General features: G+C 70.4%; 18 protein-coding genes and 1 pseudogene. 4 read left to right on the top strand and 15 right to left on the bottom strand.

The genetic code is table 11. The features are described from left to right. Positions 1–9: 9 nt before the first annotated feature. From D187_RS47150 to D187_RS56630, 4 genes are all read right to left on the bottom strand, one after another. The gene (locus D187_RS47150; RefSeq protein ID WP_043435480.1) at positions 10–879 is read right to left on the bottom strand and encodes a hypothetical protein; all 870 of its coding nucleotides are present in this window, start codon (positions 877–879) and stop codon (positions 10–12) included. 81 nt (positions 880–960) lie between these two features. Then, positions 961–1,386, bottom strand: coding sequence for a hypothetical protein (locus tag D187_RS47145; protein ID WP_002631694.1), 426 nt, complete (start codon positions 1,384–1,386; stop codon positions 961–963). A gap of 209 nt (positions 1,387–1,595) precedes the next feature. Continuing rightward, positions 1,596–2,294: a dienelactone hydrolase family protein gene (locus tag D187_RS47140; protein WP_002631693.1), complete on the bottom strand. Its 699-nt coding sequence runs from the start codon at positions 2,292–2,294 to the stop codon at positions 1,596–1,598. 19 nt (positions 2,295–2,313) lie between these two features. Continuing rightward, on the bottom strand, positions 2,314–2,472 hold the full coding sequence (locus D187_RS56630) for a hypothetical protein (protein WP_002631691.1): 159 nt from the start codon (positions 2,470–2,472) through the stop codon (positions 2,314–2,316). 315 nt (positions 2,473–2,787) lie between these two features. Between D187_RS56630 and D187_RS47135 the strand changes: the two genes are divergently transcribed. Further along, positions 2,788–3,198, top strand: a complete 411-nt coding sequence (locus tag D187_RS47135) for an ester cyclase (protein WP_002631690.1) — start codon at positions 2,788–2,790, stop codon at positions 3,196–3,198. A gap of 52 nt (positions 3,199–3,250) precedes the next feature. Here the strand turns inward: D187_RS47135 and D187_RS47130 are convergent, their stop codons facing one another. The 11 genes from D187_RS47130 to D187_RS47080 form a co-directional block, all read right to left on the bottom strand. Beyond that, on the bottom strand, positions 3,251–4,591 hold the full coding sequence (locus D187_RS47130) for an amidohydrolase family protein (RefSeq protein ID WP_002631688.1): 1,341 nt from the start codon (positions 4,589–4,591) through the stop codon (positions 3,251–3,253). A gap of 108 nt (positions 4,592–4,699) precedes the next feature. After that, entirely contained in the window at positions 4,700–5,602 is a 903-nt protein-coding gene (locus D187_RS47125; RefSeq protein WP_002631684.1) for a MerR family transcriptional regulator, read from the bottom strand. Continuing rightward, positions 5,595–6,269, bottom strand: a complete 675-nt coding sequence (locus D187_RS47120; protein WP_043435475.1) for a lysophospholipid acyltransferase family protein — start codon at positions 6,267–6,269, stop codon at positions 5,595–5,597. The genes D187_RS47125 and D187_RS47120 overlap by 8 nt, the downstream gene beginning before the upstream one ends. Then, complete coding sequence (locus D187_RS47115) at positions 6,266–6,613, bottom strand: lycopene cyclase domain-containing protein (protein ID WP_002631682.1); 348 nt, start codon at positions 6,611–6,613, stop codon at positions 6,266–6,268. Before D187_RS47115 ends, D187_RS47120 begins: the two co-directional genes overlap by 4 nt. Further along, positions 6,610–7,008 (bottom strand): lycopene cyclase domain-containing protein, encoded by a 399-nt coding sequence (locus tag D187_RS47110; RefSeq protein WP_002631681.1) that lies wholly within the window; start codon positions 7,006–7,008, stop codon positions 6,610–6,612. The genes D187_RS47115 and D187_RS47110 overlap by 4 nt, the downstream gene beginning before the upstream one ends. Continuing rightward, positions 7,005–8,135 (bottom strand): glycosyltransferase family 2 protein, encoded by a 1,131-nt coding sequence (locus D187_RS47105; RefSeq protein ID WP_002631680.1) that lies wholly within the window; start codon positions 8,133–8,135, stop codon positions 7,005–7,007. Before D187_RS47105 ends, D187_RS47110 begins: the two co-directional genes overlap by 4 nt. Next, positions 8,132–9,103, bottom strand: coding sequence for a carotenoid 1,2-hydratase (locus D187_RS47100; protein WP_002631679.1), 972 nt, complete (start codon positions 9,101–9,103; stop codon positions 8,132–8,134). Before D187_RS47100 ends, D187_RS47105 begins: the two co-directional genes overlap by 4 nt. Continuing rightward, complete coding sequence (locus D187_RS47095; RefSeq protein ID WP_002631677.1) at positions 9,100–10,557, bottom strand: phytoene desaturase family protein; 1,458 nt, start codon at positions 10,555–10,557, stop codon at positions 9,100–9,102. The genes D187_RS47100 and D187_RS47095 overlap by 4 nt, the downstream gene beginning before the upstream one ends. Positions 10,558–10,582: 25 nt before the next feature. Beyond that, positions 10,583–11,620, bottom strand: a complete 1,038-nt coding sequence (locus D187_RS47090) for a phytoene/squalene synthase family protein (protein WP_002631675.1) — start codon at positions 11,618–11,620, stop codon at positions 10,583–10,585. Then, positions 11,617–13,161: a phytoene desaturase family protein gene (locus D187_RS47085; protein ID WP_002631666.1), complete on the bottom strand. Its 1,545-nt coding sequence runs from the start codon at positions 13,159–13,161 to the stop codon at positions 11,617–11,619. Before D187_RS47085 ends, D187_RS47090 begins: the two co-directional genes overlap by 4 nt. Positions 13,162–13,174: 13 nt before the next feature. Beyond that, a complete protein-coding gene (locus D187_RS47080; RefSeq protein WP_002631664.1) occupies positions 13,175–14,245 on the bottom strand; it encodes a polyprenyl synthetase family protein in 1,071 nt (356 codons plus the stop codon). Positions 14,246–14,385: 140 nt separating this feature from the next. Here D187_RS47080 and D187_RS47075 point away from each other — a divergent pair, with 140 nt between their 5' ends. The 3 genes and pseudogenes from D187_RS47075 to D187_RS47065 form a co-directional block, all read left to right on the top strand. Next, entirely contained in the window at positions 14,386–14,922 is a 537-nt protein-coding gene (locus D187_RS47075) for a TlpA family protein disulfide reductase (protein ID WP_245592011.1), read from the top strand. Positions 14,923–14,932: 10 nt separating this feature from the next. Next, positions 14,933–15,838 carry a TIGR01777 family oxidoreductase gene (locus D187_RS47070; RefSeq protein WP_002631660.1) on the top strand — a complete coding sequence of 302 codons (906 nt, stop codon included), beginning with the start codon at positions 14,933–14,935 and terminating at the stop codon, positions 15,836–15,838. Between the two features lie 77 nt (positions 15,839–15,915). After that, a pseudogene (locus tag D187_RS47065) lies at positions 15,916–16,268 on the top strand (metallophosphoesterase); the annotation flags it as partial.

The raw sequence follows: 16,268 nt of genomic DNA, 5'->3' as shown, positions 1-16,268 counted from the left end.
CAGGCCCGGCTACGGAGCGGCCGGATGCGCCTTCTCCGGAAGATGGTAGTCCGCGAACCACCCCTCGGACGATTTCACGAACGCGAGGGAGTGGACGGACGGCTCACCGCGGGCGGGGTGCATCTCGGCCCAACGTTGGAGCGCTTGGAGCCGGTCGGTCAGCACACGGGGCGCGAGGACATCCTCGGAGTCGAGCAGGTCGAGCGGAAGCGCCTCCCAAGGGGGAGAAGACCGGCGGAGGGAGACCACCGCCGTGTCCCCGGAAGCGCGTACCTCCGTGACTTCGCATGAGACGAAGTGGGCCACGTCCTCGTGGAGATCCCGGCGGTCCAGTTCGGTGAACGGCGCCAGGAAGGGTTGCCGCCAAAGAAAGAGAAGGTCCTCCCGCCGGATGAGCAGGGAGGGATCCGCTCCAGCGGGAAGCCGCGAAGTCGCGGGGAAATCGAGCAGTTGATGCCGGCACAGAAAGGAGGCCAGCTGGCGCAACTCCGCGTCCGTCTTCTGTTCCTCCGTTTCCCCGGACGTCTTCTTCTCCCATGAGGCATACAGATTCTTGGGGAGGGCGTTGAAATCCGATGGCTGGACCTGGATGTTGAAGGTGTAGTCGATCCAGGCAGGCCTTCCGCGATGCATGAAGGCCTCACTGCGCCGCATGGAGAGCGCCGTCACGACCCTGGCCTCGATTTCCGGAACGGTTTGGAGGACATGGCAGCGGGCGCTGGTCCCTCGCGTCGTGATGAGGCATTTGACACGCATCAGCGCTGGGGAGGGGTTTTCCGGCCGGCTCACCTCGCGGCCGGCCGTGCACCCCGCCACGATGAGCTGCGCCCCCAGCAGCAATGAGTTGCCCGCCCTCGCCAGGTATGAAGCTCTCGCCATGGCGGGGCATGGTACTCCAAGCAGAAGTCCTCGAGGCGTCTGCTCGAGGGTTGAACGCTCCCCCGCTCCGCCCTCCCGTCGTCAGGACACGACGAAGGTGGCCACGCCCCGCAGCGAGAGGAACCGGTAGGTCTGGAGCTGGGCGTCCGCGGGGAGCCGGGGAAACCGGCTGCGGGTGAGCACGGCATTCGTGACGATCTGAACCTCACCCCTCGTGTCCTGGAGCTGCGCCCGCGGAATGATCACGCTGAGCAGGAGCGCGCCCGCGTCGGCGTCGGGCTCGAGGGTGACGGTCACCAGGGTGCCAAGCTCCGTCTCCTGCTGTCGGATTTCCTCTCCCCGGGCATTCACCTCGTGGGTGGCATCCTGGTAGTGAAGGAGCGACTCCCCGGTGATGCTGGTCGCCGAGAACTCGACCCGGACCCCCTTGCCGCCCAACACATACTGGTTGGGAGTCAGCACTCCGGCGGTGGGAATGGAACTGGAGGAAGTGGTGGCGGTCTGCATGAAGTGTCTCCTGCCGGGCCGGTTCAAATGACCGATGCCCTGGGATGGAGGCTCCCCGTCTGGATTGTGACAACCCTCCGCGGCGGGGCCACCAAGCCCACCCACCGCCGCCGCGCTCGCGACTGGCCGCTCGTCAACCGGCCCAGCCGCTTCGAGCAGGGAGAGCAGGCGGGGCAGCTCGAATACCAGGAGGCGTGTCTCGGCTTCAATCAAAGACGTGACAACAAGAAGGCCAGGGAGTCGAGGTCCGCGTCCCTCATGGCGCACATATCCGGCGTCGAGCAGGGCGTCGTGGACGTAGGCCAGGTCTGCGATTCGCCATCGAAACCGTGCTCGGCGTCTGTGTATGGGATGAACACCAACTCGTGTCCACTGCCCGGCGTGGAGCCGTAGGTGGACTGGGCCGTGGTCGCGCGGGATTGGCAGTTGAAGAAGAAGTCGTCCTCGGTGCCGATGTTGAAGCGCAGCTCATGGTGCGGCCGCCAGGTGCTCGCGCCCGGGGTGCCAAAGCCCAGGTCCGAGCCACACCCTGGATAGAACAGCACCGTCGTGCGGAAGAGGGTGTTCGTCGGCTTCTCCGCCGCCTCCACCATGGCCGCCTGCGCGCCATGGGACCAGCCCAGGAGGCCCACCCGCGTCGCGTTGATGCGGCTGTCCGTCACCAGCCAGGCCCGTGCCGCCTGGGCATCCAACACGCGGGTGGTATAGGGATTGACCCGTCCCGCGTACTGCTTGCCCGAACACTGGTCCTGCCACAGGGCGCTGTCCGCGTCGGGGGCCATGGACAGCCTGCGCCGGGTGAAGCTGTCGACCGCCAGGGCGACGATGCCTCGCGACGCCAGTTGCAAGCCCCACTTCTCCACCTGGTTCTGCAGGTTGGGGGTGCCATTGGAGTTGGTGGCGCCCACGACCCGGTTGGACCAGTAACTAGTTGGCGGGCAGGTAGAGCACGCCCGAGAGCTGTCCGGACTCCAGCGTATCGTCGCCTGTCGGGCCCGGGAAGGTGACCAGCGTCGCGGTCTGCGCGCTCGCGCTCGGCGCGAACAGCGACACGGCGGCCAACAACAACAGGGAAACATGTTTCAAGGGGGGTTCTCCTGGAGTGAGGGTGGAACGACAACGGGTACATCAAAACTGCTCGGGCACATAGCGAGCGCTGCTCGTCCCCACCCCGAAGCGCTATTGCTTTTACGCGGATCGAACAGGCGAGGCTGGAGTCCCGAACCAGGCGCCACGCGTCCAGCGCTCATCCACCAGGGTTGAAGAATTCACTCCACACCGTCAGAGTGCCTGCCCTGCCCCAGCGCCCTGCTCAATCGCAGACGCACATGGCGGGAGGCGTTGTCTTTATCACGCCACCCGCTATCATCCCGCTCCCCGATTACCCCGGAAGGACCCGCCATGGACGCCGCGAAGGCCCGTCAGTTCTACGAGGATTTCCTCAACACGCTCTACATCCAGCGCAATGTGGGGCGACTGGGCGACTTCATCGCCGCGAACATCGTCTCCCACCCCGTCTATCCGGGGCAGACCCCCGGCATCCAGGGCTTCGAGCAGATGACTCGCGCCTTCCTGGACACCTTCTCCGACATCAGCTTCCGCGTCGACAGCTTCTCCCAGGAGGGAGAGACCTTCTCGTGTCAGCTCGTCATGAAGGCCAAGCACATCGGCACCTTCATGGGCATCCCGGCCACCGGCCGCACGGCGGAGGTCGTGGACAACCTGCGCTACCGGCTCGAGAACGGGAAGATCGTCGAGTACTGGAGCAACGTGGACACCCAGTCGCTGCAGCGCCAGTTGAGCGCGGCCTGAGCGGACGCTGAAGCCGGCCCCCTCTCGGAGGGGGCCCCGTGTCCGCCCGGGCTCACCGGTTGAAGGACTCGGCCACCTTGTCCCGCATGCGCTGCAGTTGCTCGCGCGTCAGCCACTGGCCCCGCACCATCACCCCGAGCGCCTGCCCCGCCTGCCCGACATCCTCCAGGGGATTGCCCGGCAAGAGCAGCAGATCCGCGTGCTGGCCCACCGCCACCGTGCCGAAGCGCGCCGCCGGGTCCACGTGCTCCTCGATGAAGGCCGCGGGGTTGCGCGTGCTCGTCGCCAGGGCCTCGTAGGGCGACAGGCCCGCCCCCACCAGCTCCGCCAGCTCCAGGTGCACCGTCTTGCCGGGAAAGAGCCCCGCGTCCGACGCGTTCGTGCCCAGCACCAGCCGCACGCCGGCGCGCTGCAGCGACAGGGTGAGGTGCTGCACGTAGGGGTACGCCGCCCGCTGCCGCTCGGAGAACTGCCGCACGTCCACCCGGCGCGTCGGGTTGGAGTAGCGCCAGTCGCTCATCACCTTCGGGGACAGGTAGCGCGCCTCGGGGTCCGAGAAGACGCCCTCCAGGTCCTCCATCATCTTCAAGGACGTGTGGACATGCGACAGATCCGGCACCACCGTCGTCCCCGCCGCCTTCGTGCCGAGCGCGAAGCCGGGGATGCGTGATTCGTCGCGGGAGCCAGCGAGGAAGTACTCGATGCCGTGGGAGATGAACGCCTGGCGCGCGCGCAGCACCGCGTCCACGCCCACCGTGCGCGGCACATGCCCCATCACCGGCAGCTTCTGCTCGCGCGCCGTGGCCACCAGCTGCTCGTACACCCCCGGCGGGACGTTGTCGTAGACCTTGATGGCGTCGTAGCCCTCGCGCTTCTGGCGCACCACCGCCTGGCGCGCCTGCTCGGGCGAGTTCACCGACACCACGATGCCCCCCTCGGGGCCTCCATCCATGAGCGGACTGCTCGTGTAGAGCCGGGGGCCGAGCACCTGGCCCTTGGCGATCTGCTCGCGCAGCTTCAGGTGGCGTGGGGTGCCGTTCAGCTCGAAGACGGTGGTGACGCCATGGGCCAGGTACGACAGGAGCTGCTCGTCCGAGTGCAGGTGGATGTGGAAGTCCGACAGGCCGGGCATCAGATAGCGGCCCTTGGCCTCGATGCGCTGGGCGCCCGCCGGCACGGTGATGGCCGAGGAGGGACCCATGGCCGAGATGAGCCCATCGCGCACGATGACCGTCTGCTCCGGCAGCACGCGCTCGGACTCCATGGGGACGACATTCACCCCGATGAAGGCCACCGCCTCGGCCGACCTGGCGGGCCCGGACCCGGAGTCGTGCACGCACCCCGGCAGTGGCACCGCGAGGCAGAGGAACAGGAAGCAGACACCCAGGAGCATCCCGGCGCTCGGGGTCTTCAGGACAGGTCTTTTCACGAGTGGCATGGCCGGCGCGGAGTATAGAGGAGCGCGCTCATGCCGGGAGCAACCCTCGCCCGGCGCGCTCCCCTACCCTCCCAGGAGCCGTGGCCAGTCGGCGGCGTGCTCGAAGACGCGCACGCCCAGGCGCTCGCACAGCGCCCGGTACTGGAGCACCGCCCGTCCTCCCACCCAGACGGCCATGCCCGAGGCGAGGCCACGGATGACCCGGGTGAGGATCTCCTCGAACTCCTGGGCACCGGGGTCCACCACCGACGACAGGCCCACGAGGTCCACCTCGAGCGCCCGCGCCATGCGGACCACATCGTCGGTGGGCGTGCGCTGGCCCAGCAGCGTCACCGTCATCCCGGAGTAGCGCAGCCGCAGCGCCATGCCCAGCAGGCCCAGCTCGTGTTGCTCCTCCGGGAAGCACGCCAGGAGCGCGTGCCGCGGTCCCTTGTTGGGCGCGGAGTGGAGCAGGCTGATGAGCCGCGCGCGGATCTCCTGCGTCACCAGGTGCTCCTGCCCCACCGTGAAGACGCCCTGGTGCCACAGCTCTCCCACTTCCTGCTGCAGGGGCACCAGCACGTCCTCGTAGGCCTTCAACGGAGAGAGCGCCGCGAGCACCTCGTCCAGCGTCTCCGACACCCGGCGTTGATCCAACGCCTTGACCGCCGCCAGCACCTCCTCGCGCCAGGAGGCCACGCTGCCGTCGCTCGGCTCCGGAGGCGGAGACTGGGAAGGCTGGGCCGCGTCGATTTCCGCCAGCAACTGAGGCAGCATCTTCGCCGCCTCGCTGATGGACACGCCCTCCTCGGTGAGCTGCTTGAGCCGCCGCAGCAGTGCCACGTCCCGGTCCGTGTACACCCGGTAGCCCGAGGGCGTGCGCTGGGGCGAGAGCACCCCATAGCGCCGCTCCCAGGCGCGGATGAGCTCCACCCTCACGCCGGAGAACTCGGCGGCGATGTGAATGCGATAGGTGCGCTCAGCCATGGCCACGCACCGCGTCCCAACGTTCGGCCACGCCCCGGGCGCCGGACACCACCTGGGTGAAGCCCTCCAGACTCGTCGCCGCCTCCAGCCGCCGTGCCGCCGCCTCCAGCTCCTTGCGGTAGCGCTCCAGGGGGGCCGCCGCGTGTGACTCGCCCACCTCCACCAGCACGTCCGGCCGCTCGTGCTCGAAGAAGGCGTAGCGGATGCAGAGCGGAACGCAGCGCGCCCCGCTCACCCGCGCGAGCAGCTCCACCCCGCGCTCCAGCTTCAGCGAGCGCACGCCGTGGGGCCGCAGCTCTCCCTCCGGGAAGATGCACACCGCTGCCCGGGACCGGGCGAGCAGCGAACTCGCGTAGCGCAGCGTCTCCAGGGACGAGGCCGCCTCACCCCGCCGGATGCTGAAGGCACCGATGCGCGACAGGAAGCGATAGCGCGCCAGGTTCTTCTCCTCCATGACACAGTATGTGTCCCAACCCGCCGCCCGGCCAAGTTGGTGCAGCACGAAGCCATCCCACCAGTTGGAGTGGTTCGCATAGACGAGGCGCCCGGTCACGCCGTCCTCCAGCGCTCCGCGCACCCACAGGCCCCGGAAGGACGAGCGGAACTTCCAGCCCACGTAGGTGTCGACCATCCATCCCGGAAGTCCGCCCTTGGCCGCGTGTATCACGGCACGCGCGCCTCGCGCCGGGCCAGCAGGGCGGCGAAGAGCGTCAGGCCCAGGGCCACCATGACGCTGGTGAGCAGGAAGAAGAGCAGCTCCTCGAGCGGCACCGCGCCGATGTAGATGCCCAGGTGCTTGCCCTCCCCGAAGCTCCAGATGCCCTCGCGAATGGCCAGGTGATCCGCCACCGACAGGTAGACGCCCATGACGCCCGCCGGCACGAGCGCCGCGCGCAGCACCGCCCAGGAACGCTCGCGGAAGTAGAACACCAGCACCCCGAGTTGCAGCGCGATGAAGGGGCCCGCCCACGCCATCAGGTGGATGAGGTACGCCCAGCGCGACTCCATCATGACACCACCTCCTTGGAGCCCAGCTTGGAGTCCAGCCGGCCCGGGCCCACGGACACCGGAGGGCTCGCGGGGGACTTGCGGGCAGCGGGCGCCAGGGACACCCGGCGCAGCCGCGCGAGCACCCACACCCCCACCAGCAGCGTCTGCAGACCGAAGAAGAGGTACTCCTCCAGGGGCAGGTAGCCCACGACGATGCCCCAGATGAGCTCCGGCTTGAAGCGCCACAGCCCCCACTTCACCGCCAGGTTGTCCCAGGGGCACGTGGCCACGTAGACGATGGCCAGCAGGGGCACCAGGGGCAGCAGGGCCCGCCCGGTGAGCACGCGCCGATAGCGCACCGCCAGCAAGATGATGGGCAGCACGACGAACAGGCCCAGGAAACGTGCGTAGGTCATACCCCGCCCTCCTGCTTCAATTCCGTCCATCCGGGTGACATCCGGCCTCCTGGGTGCAACGCATAGACGCGCCCCCGCCACGTCACCCGCGGGGGGTGCGCGAGGGAGCGGACGAAGGCGGCGAGCAACAGGGCCTCGCCCAACAACCAATCCAGCGCGAAGCGGAGCGCTCCGCCCTCGGAGCCCCCCGCGTGGGCTCCGGGAGCGCTGAGCCACGCGAGCCGCCAGGACAACAAGGTGCGCACGGCCACCAGCGCCGCCACGCACCCCAAGAGGCCCGGCGAGCCCACCGCCATGCCGAGCACCAGCAGCGGCCACGTGGGCGTGAACAGCAGGGGCACCGTCGGGTAGAGCCCGGGCCGGTGGCTGCGCAACACCTGCATCCAGCGCGTGAAGCGGGCCAGGGCCGCGTCCCAGTCTCCCGCGGCCAGGGGCACCACCGCCGGCACCTCGCACAACGCCACGCCGAGACCGCGCGCGTGCAGCCGCTTGGACAGCTCCAGGTCCTCGCCGATGTGGTCCGCCAGCGCGGGCAGTTCCTCCACCGCCCGGTCACTCAGCCCGAGCGCCTTGCCACACACCGCCGCCGCCCCGGCGCTCATCACGTGCAGCGCCCGGAAGCTGTGGTGCGTGCGACGCAGCAGCGCGGCCACGGCCCGTCCGGAGAGCCCCCGCGCGCCCACCGGCGTGGGCACCGCCGTGCTCAGCGCCACGCCCGCCGCCACCGGCGCCGCCAGACCCGCCACCAGCTCGCCCGTCACCACCACGTCCGCGTCCACCACCAGCACCACCCGGCCCTCCCGGGGCAGCACCCTCAGCGCGTGCAGCAGGTGCCCCACCTTGCGGTTGGGCGTCGAGGGCTCGCTCGGCACCCAGCGCACGTGCTCGGGCAGGGGCGGTCGCTCGGGGGCGAGCACCACGTGCTCCAACGGGCCCGGGTAGTCGATGGGCGTGGCCAGGTTCTCCACCTCGCGGGGCGTGGGCGCATCCACCGGACGCAGCAACAACACCGGCACCCGCGTGGAGGCCGCCGCCGGACGCCGCCGCATGAGGCGCGCCAACGCCACCGCGCTGAAGCCACCGGCCAGTCCTCCCCAGGCCATCGCCAGGGCCGCCCACGTGCTCATGCCTGGCGCTCCACGCGCGTGCGGAAGTGCGCCATCCAGCGGATGAAGGGCGAGTGGAAGCGCCGGAAGTCCGCCACCTCCCCCATCACATCCAGCCCGCCCTGGCGTGCCTCCAGCCGGGCATAGAAGGGAGAGGACTCCAGCAACCGGGGCTCGGTCGTCCCCCCGGGGCCCGACACCAGCCGCTCCGGCACGCGCAGGCCCCATCCCGTCATGCGCGTGCTCAGCGGCTCCGCGCGCACCGGCCACCGCTCACACGACGTGCCCCGGGCACTCGCCGTCACGCGCAGGGGAGCCACTCCACCCGGCAGGTGGTACTCCACCACCGTCTCCTCCGGCCCGTGTTGCCGCGCCCAGTACCAGCCCGGCAGCCGCGCGCCCAGCAGCTCCGCGCCATGGTTGGTGTCGTGGTAGCCGTGGCCCTCGACCTGCACGCCCTCGGAGTCCACCGACAGCCACGCCCTCGCCCGGGGCGCCAGCGCCCGCCAGTAGTGCGGCACGCCCGGCACCAGTTGCACCTCCTCGGTCGAGAAGGACTCGGGCTGGAGCACCAGCCGCGCGCGCAGCGCTCCGCCAAAGGGCGCGCACCGCTCATCCACCTCCAGGCACACCTGGCCCTCCCGCGTGTACTCCAGGCGCGAGCGGCCGATGAGCAGCTCCCGGCCCGACTGGCACACCGACGCCCGGGGATACTCGCTGAGCACCCAGCGCACTCCGCGGCCGCGGTGGTAGAGCGCGAAGTTCACCGCGCTGTGTTGCAGGGGCAGCGCGCCCCGCGGCGCCCCCACCGAGTAGCGCGGGGAGAAGAGCGAGCCGAGCATGAAGATGAAGACGGCGCTGTACTCGCCCGCCGTCACGTCGGCGTAGAACCAGCGATAGGCCCCGGCGGTCTCCGGCAGCTTCGGCAGCGCGTCCAGCCACGACTCGCCCCGGAGGGCACGCGGCGTCAGGAAATCCAGGCGCCTCATCCGCCGCTCCTCAGGTGCGCGGACGCCATGCGGGCGGCGAACTGGCCCGAGAGCATCACCAGGGGAACGCCTCCGCCGGGGTGCGTGCCTCCGCCCGCGAAGAAGAGTCCGGGCGTGCCTCCCCGGATGCGCGGACGGCGGAAGGGACCGAAGCGGCCGTGGGGCAGGAAGCCGTAGATGGAGCCGCCGGGCGCACCCAACGCCGCCAGGTCCACCGGCGAGCGCTGGGCCACCACGCGCATGCGCCCACGCAGCTCCGGGTAGTGGGTGAGCAGCTTGTCGAACATCTGCGCCTTCACGCGCTCGCCGTGCAGCTCCCACTCCGCCGCGGCGCGCTCGGCGGCAGCGGGCTCGCGCGGCAGCGCCGGGGCATTCACCATGACGAACAGGCCCGTCTTGTCCGGCGGCGCCACCGTGTCATCCGTCGCCGCGGGGTTGCAGAAGTACACGGTGGGATCCGCCGCGAGCTGGCCCGCGAACAGCTCGTCGAACTCGCGCCGGTAGTCCCGGCTGAAGAGCACGGTGTGGTGCGGCAGGGCGGGACGGCCGTCCACCTCCAAGAGCAGCACATGGCCCGACAGCGACAGCGGCTCGCTTCCGCGGCCCAGCTTGTCCAGCGGGTCCGCGTTCACCACCACCGAGTCGAAGCGCTCCTCGCCGCCGGAAGGACCCACCCGGTAGCCGTGGCCCTCGCGCTGGTAGTGCACGCGCGTGTTCAGGTGCACCTTCACGCCCAGGCGCGCCACCGCCGCCCCGAGCGCGTCCACCAGCGCCCCAATCCCGCCCCGCACGTGGTGCACGCCGTACGCGCGCTCGATGTGAGGCACCAGGGCGTAGGCCGCGCTCGCCGCGTAGGGCGATGCCCCCGCGTACGTGGCGAAGCGGCCCACGAATTGCCACATGTGCTCCGTCTTGAAATGCGCCCGCGCCAGGTCATCCAGGGTGGACAGCTTCATGCCCCGGGCCACGGCCACCATGCCCCGGCGCATCACCCGGGACATGAAGCCCGCCATGCCCTCGAAGGGGGCCTCCAGGTAGGGCTCGCCCGCGGCGCGCCAGATGTGCTCGGCCTCCGCGTAGAAGCCGTGCACGCCCTTGCCCTCGCTGGGACGCAGCCGCGCGGCGCTGTCCGCGGTGCGCTCGAGGTCCTTGTGGGCCACGAAGCCGCACCCGTCCGCGAAGTGGTAGGTGCACTGCGCCTCCAGCTCGAGGAAGGGCGGCAGCAGATCCGCCGCGCCCAGCGACTCGAACAGCCCGCGCACGACGTCCGGGAGCGTGAGCAGCGTGGGCCCGGTGTCCAGCCGCAGTCCGCCCACCTGCACGGACTGCGCCTTGCCGCCGAGGTGGGGACCGCCCTCGAAGAGGGTGACGTCATGACCCTCCCTGGCCAGCAGTCCGGCGGCCGTCAGTCCTCCGATTCCACCACCCACCACCGCGACACGCATGGACTTCATCTCCCGACTCCCGGACGCTCGCGCGTCATGGCATGGATCCCGTCGTGACGGCGCGCGTGGACGGCAGCAGGGGCAGCGCCGCCTCACCCGGCGCGCGCACGTGCATGAGGGGCACCGTCGCGGGCCGCACGAGCGCGTGGGTGGCCAGCGCGAACTTGCGCGACTTCGTCACCGCCGAGCGGCCCGAGAAGACGTCGAAATCGCGCTCCTCGATGACGCGCAGGATGTCTCCATAGATGGAGCCCATGAGCATCACCATGCGCTGCGAGCCGAAGCCCGACAGCGCGGGGATGCCCGCCGCGGCGCGCTCGTAGTAGGCGCGCGCCCGGGCGATCTGCCAGCGCATGAAGTCGCGCCAGCGCTCATCCACCACGCCCCGGCGCAGGTCCTCCAACGACAGCCCGAAGGCCGCCAGCTCCTCCAGGGGCAGGTAGACGCGGTCGCGCTCCAGGTCCTCGCCCACGTCCCGGAGGATGTTGGTGAGCTGCATGCCCCGGCCCAGGTCCGCCGCGGGCCCGAGCGCCCACTCCTCGGAGCACCCGAGCATGGCCGCCATCATCAGCCCCACCACGCCGGCCACCCGGTAGCAGTACAAGTCCAGCTGCGACCAGGTGTCGTAGCGGCGGATCGTCAGGTCCATCTCCATGCCGGAGATGAGCTCCTGCATGGGGTACTCGGGCACGCGGAAGCGCTGGATGCAGTCCACGAGCGCGGCCAGCTCCGCGGGGTGCCACGGCCCCTCGCCACCGCTGGCGCGCGTGGCGGGCGGAGGCAGGCGGGGGTCCGCCAGCTCGGGGGTGTCCAGGAAGAGCTCGGCCACGGCGCGCCGCGCGCGGGTCAGCCGCTCGGCCAGGTCCGCGGGCACCGCGCCCTTGTCCGCCCCGTCCGCCACGTCCACCATGTCGTCCAGCCGCCGGCAGAAGGCGTAGAGGGCGAAGGCCGCCTTGCGCCTCATGCCGAACAACATGAACGAGGCGAAGAAGAAACTCTTGGCATGGTGCCGGGTCACCTGCTCCGCCATCCGGTAACCCCGTGCTACCAGGCTCTCGTCCCGCGACTTCATGCCGCTTCCTCCATTGAACCGGGCCCGGTCCCCCCAGGCGCGCGCACCACGTTGTCCACTCCCGCCCACGTGAGGATGCGCTCCACCGCCAGACGCGCGGAGATGAGCACCGTGGGCAGTCCCGTTCCGGGCTGCGTGGAGGCTCCCACGAAGAAGAGGTTCTTCACACGCGGATCCTGATTGGACGGACGGAAGGGACCAATCTGGAAGAAGTTTTGCGCGAGCCCGAAAGCGCTGCCCCGTGCCAGGTTGAACGTGGACGCCCAGTCGTCCGGGGTGAGCACGCGCTCCACCTCGATGTCGCGCTCCAGCTCCGTGTGGCCCAGCTCCGCCAGGCGCTGGAACACCTTGGCGCGCACGCGCGGGCCCTCCGTCTTCCAATCCAGTCCCTCGTGCTGATGGGGCACGGGCACCAGGACGTAGAGCGCGTCCTTGCCCGGCGGCGCGAGGCTCGGGTCGGTATGGGCGGGGGCATTCACGTAGAAGCTCGGATCCTCGGGGACACGGAAGCGCTCGAAGATGGAGTCGAACGAGCCCTTGTAGTCGTTGCCGAAGTAGACATTGTGGTGGAGGAATTCGTCGTAGCGTCGGCGCATGCCCAGGTAGAGCATGTAGCCGCTGGAGGTGTAGCGCAGCTTGTCCGCGCGCTTGAGCCGCGTGACGTTCTGGTCGAGCAGCTTCTCGTACGCGTAGGGCAGATCCGCGTTACACACCACCACGTCGGCCCGCACCACCTCGCCGCCCTCCAGCTCCACGCCCGTGGTGCGCTTGCCCTCGGTGAGGATGCGCCGCACGGGCGTGCCGTAGTGCAGGTGCACGCCCTCCTCGCGCGCCACCTTCTCCAGCGCCAGGGGAATGGCATACAGCCCGCCCTGGGGAAACCACACCCCCACGCCCAGCTCCGTGAAGGGCAGCAGCGCGAACACCCCCGGCGCGGCATAGGGTGACACGCCCAGGTACATGGACTGGAAGGTCATCCCCGCGCGCAGCCGCTCGTCCTTGAAGAAGCGGCCGACCTCCGAGTACATGCGCCGGTGCGCGCGCACCTCGAGGATGCGCTTGAACACCGAGGGCACGAAGTAGTCGGACAGGCCCGCGTAGTTGCGGCCCACGAGGTGATCCAACCCCGTGCGGTACTGGGTGCGGCCGAGCGCGAGGAAGGACAGGTAGCGCTGGAAGCTGCCGGGCTCCACCCGCTCCAGCTCGCGCCCCATGGCACAAAGTTCGGAGGTGAAGGTGATGGCCGAGCCGTCACGGTAGTGGATGCGGTAGTTGGGATCGCACCGGTGCAGCGTGAGGTAGTCCTCCATGCGCCGGCCGAGCGAGGTGAACGTCTCCTCGAACACCTCGGGCATGAGCACGATGGTGGGGCCCAGGTCCCAGGTGAAGCCGTCCACCTTGAGCTGATTGCAGCGCCCGCCCGGGCCGTCCGTCTTCTCGAACAGGTGCACGCTGAAGCCCGCGTGGGCCAGCCGCGCCGCCGCCGCGAGTCCACCCACGCCCGCGCCCACCACCACCGCTTGTCGCTTGCCACGCTCCACGGTGCATCTCCTCTCAAACCATCGGCAGGGACGACGGACCCACGAGCGCCCGCATCAGGTCGCGCAGGCCTTGGGGATTGGGCAATGCGGCGAGCGCCCGCACCGCGCCGTGCGCCGCCCGCGCGGCGATGCGCTCGGTGGCCGAGCGGCCCCCGGCCTCGTCCACCAGGACGCGCACCCGCGACAGCACGGCGGCGTCCTTCTGCTCGCGGGGCAGGTTCCACAGGGCCTCGAGTTCCGCGCGCGCCTCGGGTCGCGAGCGCGACCAGGCGGCCATCAACGGGAAGGTGCATCGCCCCAGTACGAAGTCGCCAGGGCCGCCCCAGGGCACCTCGAGCAGGTTCGCGGACTCCTGACGAAGCAGGGTGGCGAGCCCCAGGCCGCACCCCACGCGCGCCAGCCGCAGCCGCAGGGAGTCCTCCGCGCCCGCCAGCATCGCGCCGCACACCAGGGCGGTGGCGAGCCCCTCGCGCACCATCCGCAGGCGGGCGAGCCGCAGCGCCTGACGCGCGCCACCCTGCTCCGCCAGCACCCCGCCCTGCTCCCGGCGGAAGAGGCCCGGCACCGTGGAGCGATCCATCCGCAGGCAGTACTGGCTCGCCTGCACGGCTCCCGGCACGTCCGCCTCCATCATCACTTCCAGCCCGCGGGCGAAGAGGTGATCTCCCACGACCACCGCCAGGTGCCCTCCCGCGGGTCCCGGCGCGAGCCGCGCGTGCAGCGGTGCTCCCTCCGGGCGCGGCCGAGAGAACGCCAGCACGTCGGAGTGGAGGGCCCGCGAGGCATGCAGCAACTCGAGGCCCGCGGCGAAGCGCCACAGGCCCGCGGGCACCACCGTGGAGCCTCGTGCGAGGCAATAGCCCGCCAGCAGCAGCGCCGGGCGCATCTGCTGGGGAGAGCGGGACAGCTGAGCCCTCGTCTGGCCGAGTGCCCTTGCCCACCCTTCGTCCAACCTTGCCTCGTCCGGAAGCACCAACAGCTCGGCCAGGGCGCCCTCCACCTGGGCCCGCACCAACGCCACCCACGTCCGCTCCACGGAGGGAGCCAACCTGGGTGCAGCGGCGATGAACGGCGTGGGCCCCATACGGCACTCCTCCAGACGCGTGGCTACCTTCGTATGTGGAGGTAACCTTTGCGTCCAAGGTTTGTCAAGGCTATGTTCAGGGTTTGTACATGCCTCGTCCAACATCGTTTCCCCTGAAGACGTGGTTCGCGGGAGCACTGATGGCCGCAGTCCTGGCCACCGGCTCCGCCCTCGCCGCACCCCCGGAGGCCGTGCCGATGAATGCAACCTTGTGGGATTCCCGTGGAAGAGAAGTGGCCCTGTCCCAGTGGCGGGGAAAACCCGTCATTCTGTTCTACGAGGATCGCCACTCGACGACACTCAACGCCTCGTTGAAGGACGCGCTGTTCAACCGGGGACGGGAGATGGGGCTGTTGCAGGCGGCGTGGGTGGTGGCGGTGGCCAACCTGGAGTCCTTCAACTTCTTTCCCGCGCGGGACATCGCGCTGTCACACGTGCGCGGCGAGGAGAAGAAGTGGGGCGTGCCCATCCTCGTGGACCTGGAGGGCGTGTTGGGCGACGCGCCCTGGAAGCTGCCGAAGAAGACGTCCTCGGTGATGCTGCTGAGCGCGGACGGCAGGATCGTCTACAGCCACTCGGGCCGCTTGGATGAAGAGGACATGGACGTGTTCTTCGGACACCTGAGCACGCTGCTCGGCGTGAACATGACGGGCGCGCCGCGGGACGCCCATCCATGAAGGTGGCCCCATGAAGGTCGCCCTCAGTGGAGCGAGCGGGCTGTTGGGCCCGCCCCTGGTGCGGCGGCTGCTGGACGCGGGCCACGCGGTGCACGTGCTGGCGCGAGACGTGAAGCGCGCGCTCGGGCGGCTGCCGCCGGGGGTGACGGGCTCCTTCTTCGACGCCACCACGCCCCTGTCGCCCGAGGCCCTGGCGGGAGCGGAGGCCGTGGTGCACTTGGCGGGCGAGCCCGTGGCGCAGCGCTGGACGGCCGCCGCGCGCCAGCGCATCCAGGACAGCCGGGTGGTGGGCACGCGGTTGTTGGTGGAGGCCCTGCGCACGGCGGGCACGGTGCGCCACTTCGTCTCCGCCTCGGCCATTGGCTACTACGGGGCGGACCGTGGCGAGGAGCCCCTGACGGAGACGGGAGCACCCGGAGACGACTTCCTCGCGTGGGTGTGCCGGGGCTGGGAGGCCGAGGCGCTGGAGGCCGAGCACGCGGGCATCCGCACGGTGGTGGCGCGCATCGGCGTGGTGCTGCACCCCTCGGGCGGCGCGCTCGGGACGATGCTCCCCTTGTTCCGGCTGGGCCTGGGGGGACGCATGGGCTCGGGGCGGCAGTACCTGAGCTGGGTGCACCTGGAGGATGCCGTGGGGCTCCTGCACCACGCGCTGGAGCGGGAGGACCTGCGGGGGCCCATGAACGTGACGGCGCCCGAGCCGGTGACGAACGCGCGCTTCGCCCAGGCACTGGGGGCGGCGCTGGGACGGCCGGCCCTGGTGCCGGTGCCCGCCTTCGCGCTGAAGCTCGCGCTGGGGGACATGTCCGTCACGGCGCTCGGCGGCCAGCGTGTGCTGCCCGAGCGGGCCCGGGAGACGGGCTATGCCTTCCGCCAACCCGAGCTGTCCGAGGCGCTGCGCTCCCTGCTTGGCTGAACGGGCGCCCGCTTCACGCTTCTTCATGGACGGAAGGGTTGCGACGATCCGGAGTGCCCGTGAGTATGCGAGGGCACATGGCCATTCCGACACGGCTCCTCGTCTTCTTCGCCCTGCTGTCCATCACCGTCGTGGGCGGTCACCTGTACCTGTATCGACGTCTCTTCCGGGACACGGGCAGGTCTCCCCTCTGGCGGCGCACGGGCGCGATCCTGCTGGGCGTGCTCGGCGCGAGCCTGATCGTGTCCCGGCCGCTCATGGCGCTCGTGCCCTCGGAGGCCGTGGCCGCCTTCTCGCAAGGCAGCTGGTACTGGATGGGCATGGCCGCCTACCTGCTGCTCACGGTGCTGGCGGTCGGTGGCGCGCGCACCCTTGCCGGGTGGATCGGACGCCGGCGCCCGGCCCCGGCGGCCCCGGCGGCCCCGGCGGC

It is taken from the genome of Cystobacter fuscus DSM 2262, from assembly GCF_000335475.2.
Lineage (GTDB): Bacteria > Myxococcota > Myxococcia > Myxococcales > Myxococcaceae > Cystobacter > Cystobacter fuscus.
This window is presented reverse-complemented; position numbering and strand designations above follow the sequence as displayed.

What these genes read in the sequence shown, in the direction of transcription:
- D187_RS47145 (WP_002631694.1), bottom strand. Translation starts at nt 1,386, where the DNA reads ATGCAGACCGCCACCACTTCCTCCAGTTCCATTCCCACCGCCGGAGTG.
- D187_RS47150 (WP_043435480.1), bottom strand. Translation starts at nt 879, where the DNA reads ATGGCGAGAGCTTCATACCTGGCGAGGGCGGGCAACTCATTGCTGCTG.
- D187_RS47135 (WP_002631690.1), top strand. Translation starts at nt 2,788, where the DNA reads ATGGACGCCGCGAAGGCCCGTCAGTTCTACGAGGATTTCCTCAACACG.
- D187_RS47130 (WP_002631688.1), bottom strand. Translation starts at nt 4,591, where the DNA reads ATGCTCCTGGGTGTCTGCTTCCTGTTCCTCTGCCTCGCGGTGCCACTG.
- D187_RS47080 (WP_002631664.1), bottom strand. Translation starts at nt 14,245, where the DNA reads ATGGGGCCCACGCCGTTCATCGCCGCTGCACCCAGGTTGGCTCCCTCC.
- D187_RS47105 (WP_002631680.1), bottom strand. Translation starts at nt 8,135, where the DNA reads ATGAGCACGTGGGCGGCCCTGGCGATGGCCTGGGGAGGACTGGCCGGT.
- D187_RS47090 (WP_002631675.1), bottom strand. Translation starts at nt 11,620, where the DNA reads ATGAAGTCGCGGGACGAGAGCCTGGTAGCACGGGGTTACCGGATGGCG.
- D187_RS47125 (WP_002631684.1), bottom strand. Translation starts at nt 5,602, where the DNA reads ATGGCTGAGCGCACCTATCGCATTCACATCGCCGCCGAGTTCTCCGGC.
- D187_RS47115 (WP_002631682.1), bottom strand. Translation starts at nt 6,613, where the DNA reads ATGATGGAGTCGCGCTGGGCGTACCTCATCCACCTGATGGCGTGGGCG.
- D187_RS47110 (WP_002631681.1), bottom strand. Translation starts at nt 7,008, where the DNA reads ATGACCTACGCACGTTTCCTGGGCCTGTTCGTCGTGCTGCCCATCATC.
- D187_RS47070 (WP_002631660.1), top strand. Translation starts at nt 14,933, where the DNA reads ATGAAGGTCGCCCTCAGTGGAGCGAGCGGGCTGTTGGGCCCGCCCCTG.
- D187_RS47100 (WP_002631679.1), bottom strand. Translation starts at nt 9,103, where the DNA reads ATGAGGCGCCTGGATTTCCTGACGCCGCGTGCCCTCCGGGGCGAGTCG.
- D187_RS47095 (WP_002631677.1), bottom strand. Translation starts at nt 10,557, where the DNA reads ATGAAGTCCATGCGTGTCGCGGTGGTGGGTGGTGGAATCGGAGGACTG.
- D187_RS47075 (WP_245592011.1), top strand. Translation starts at nt 14,386, where the DNA reads ATGGCCGCAGTCCTGGCCACCGGCTCCGCCCTCGCCGCACCCCCGGAG.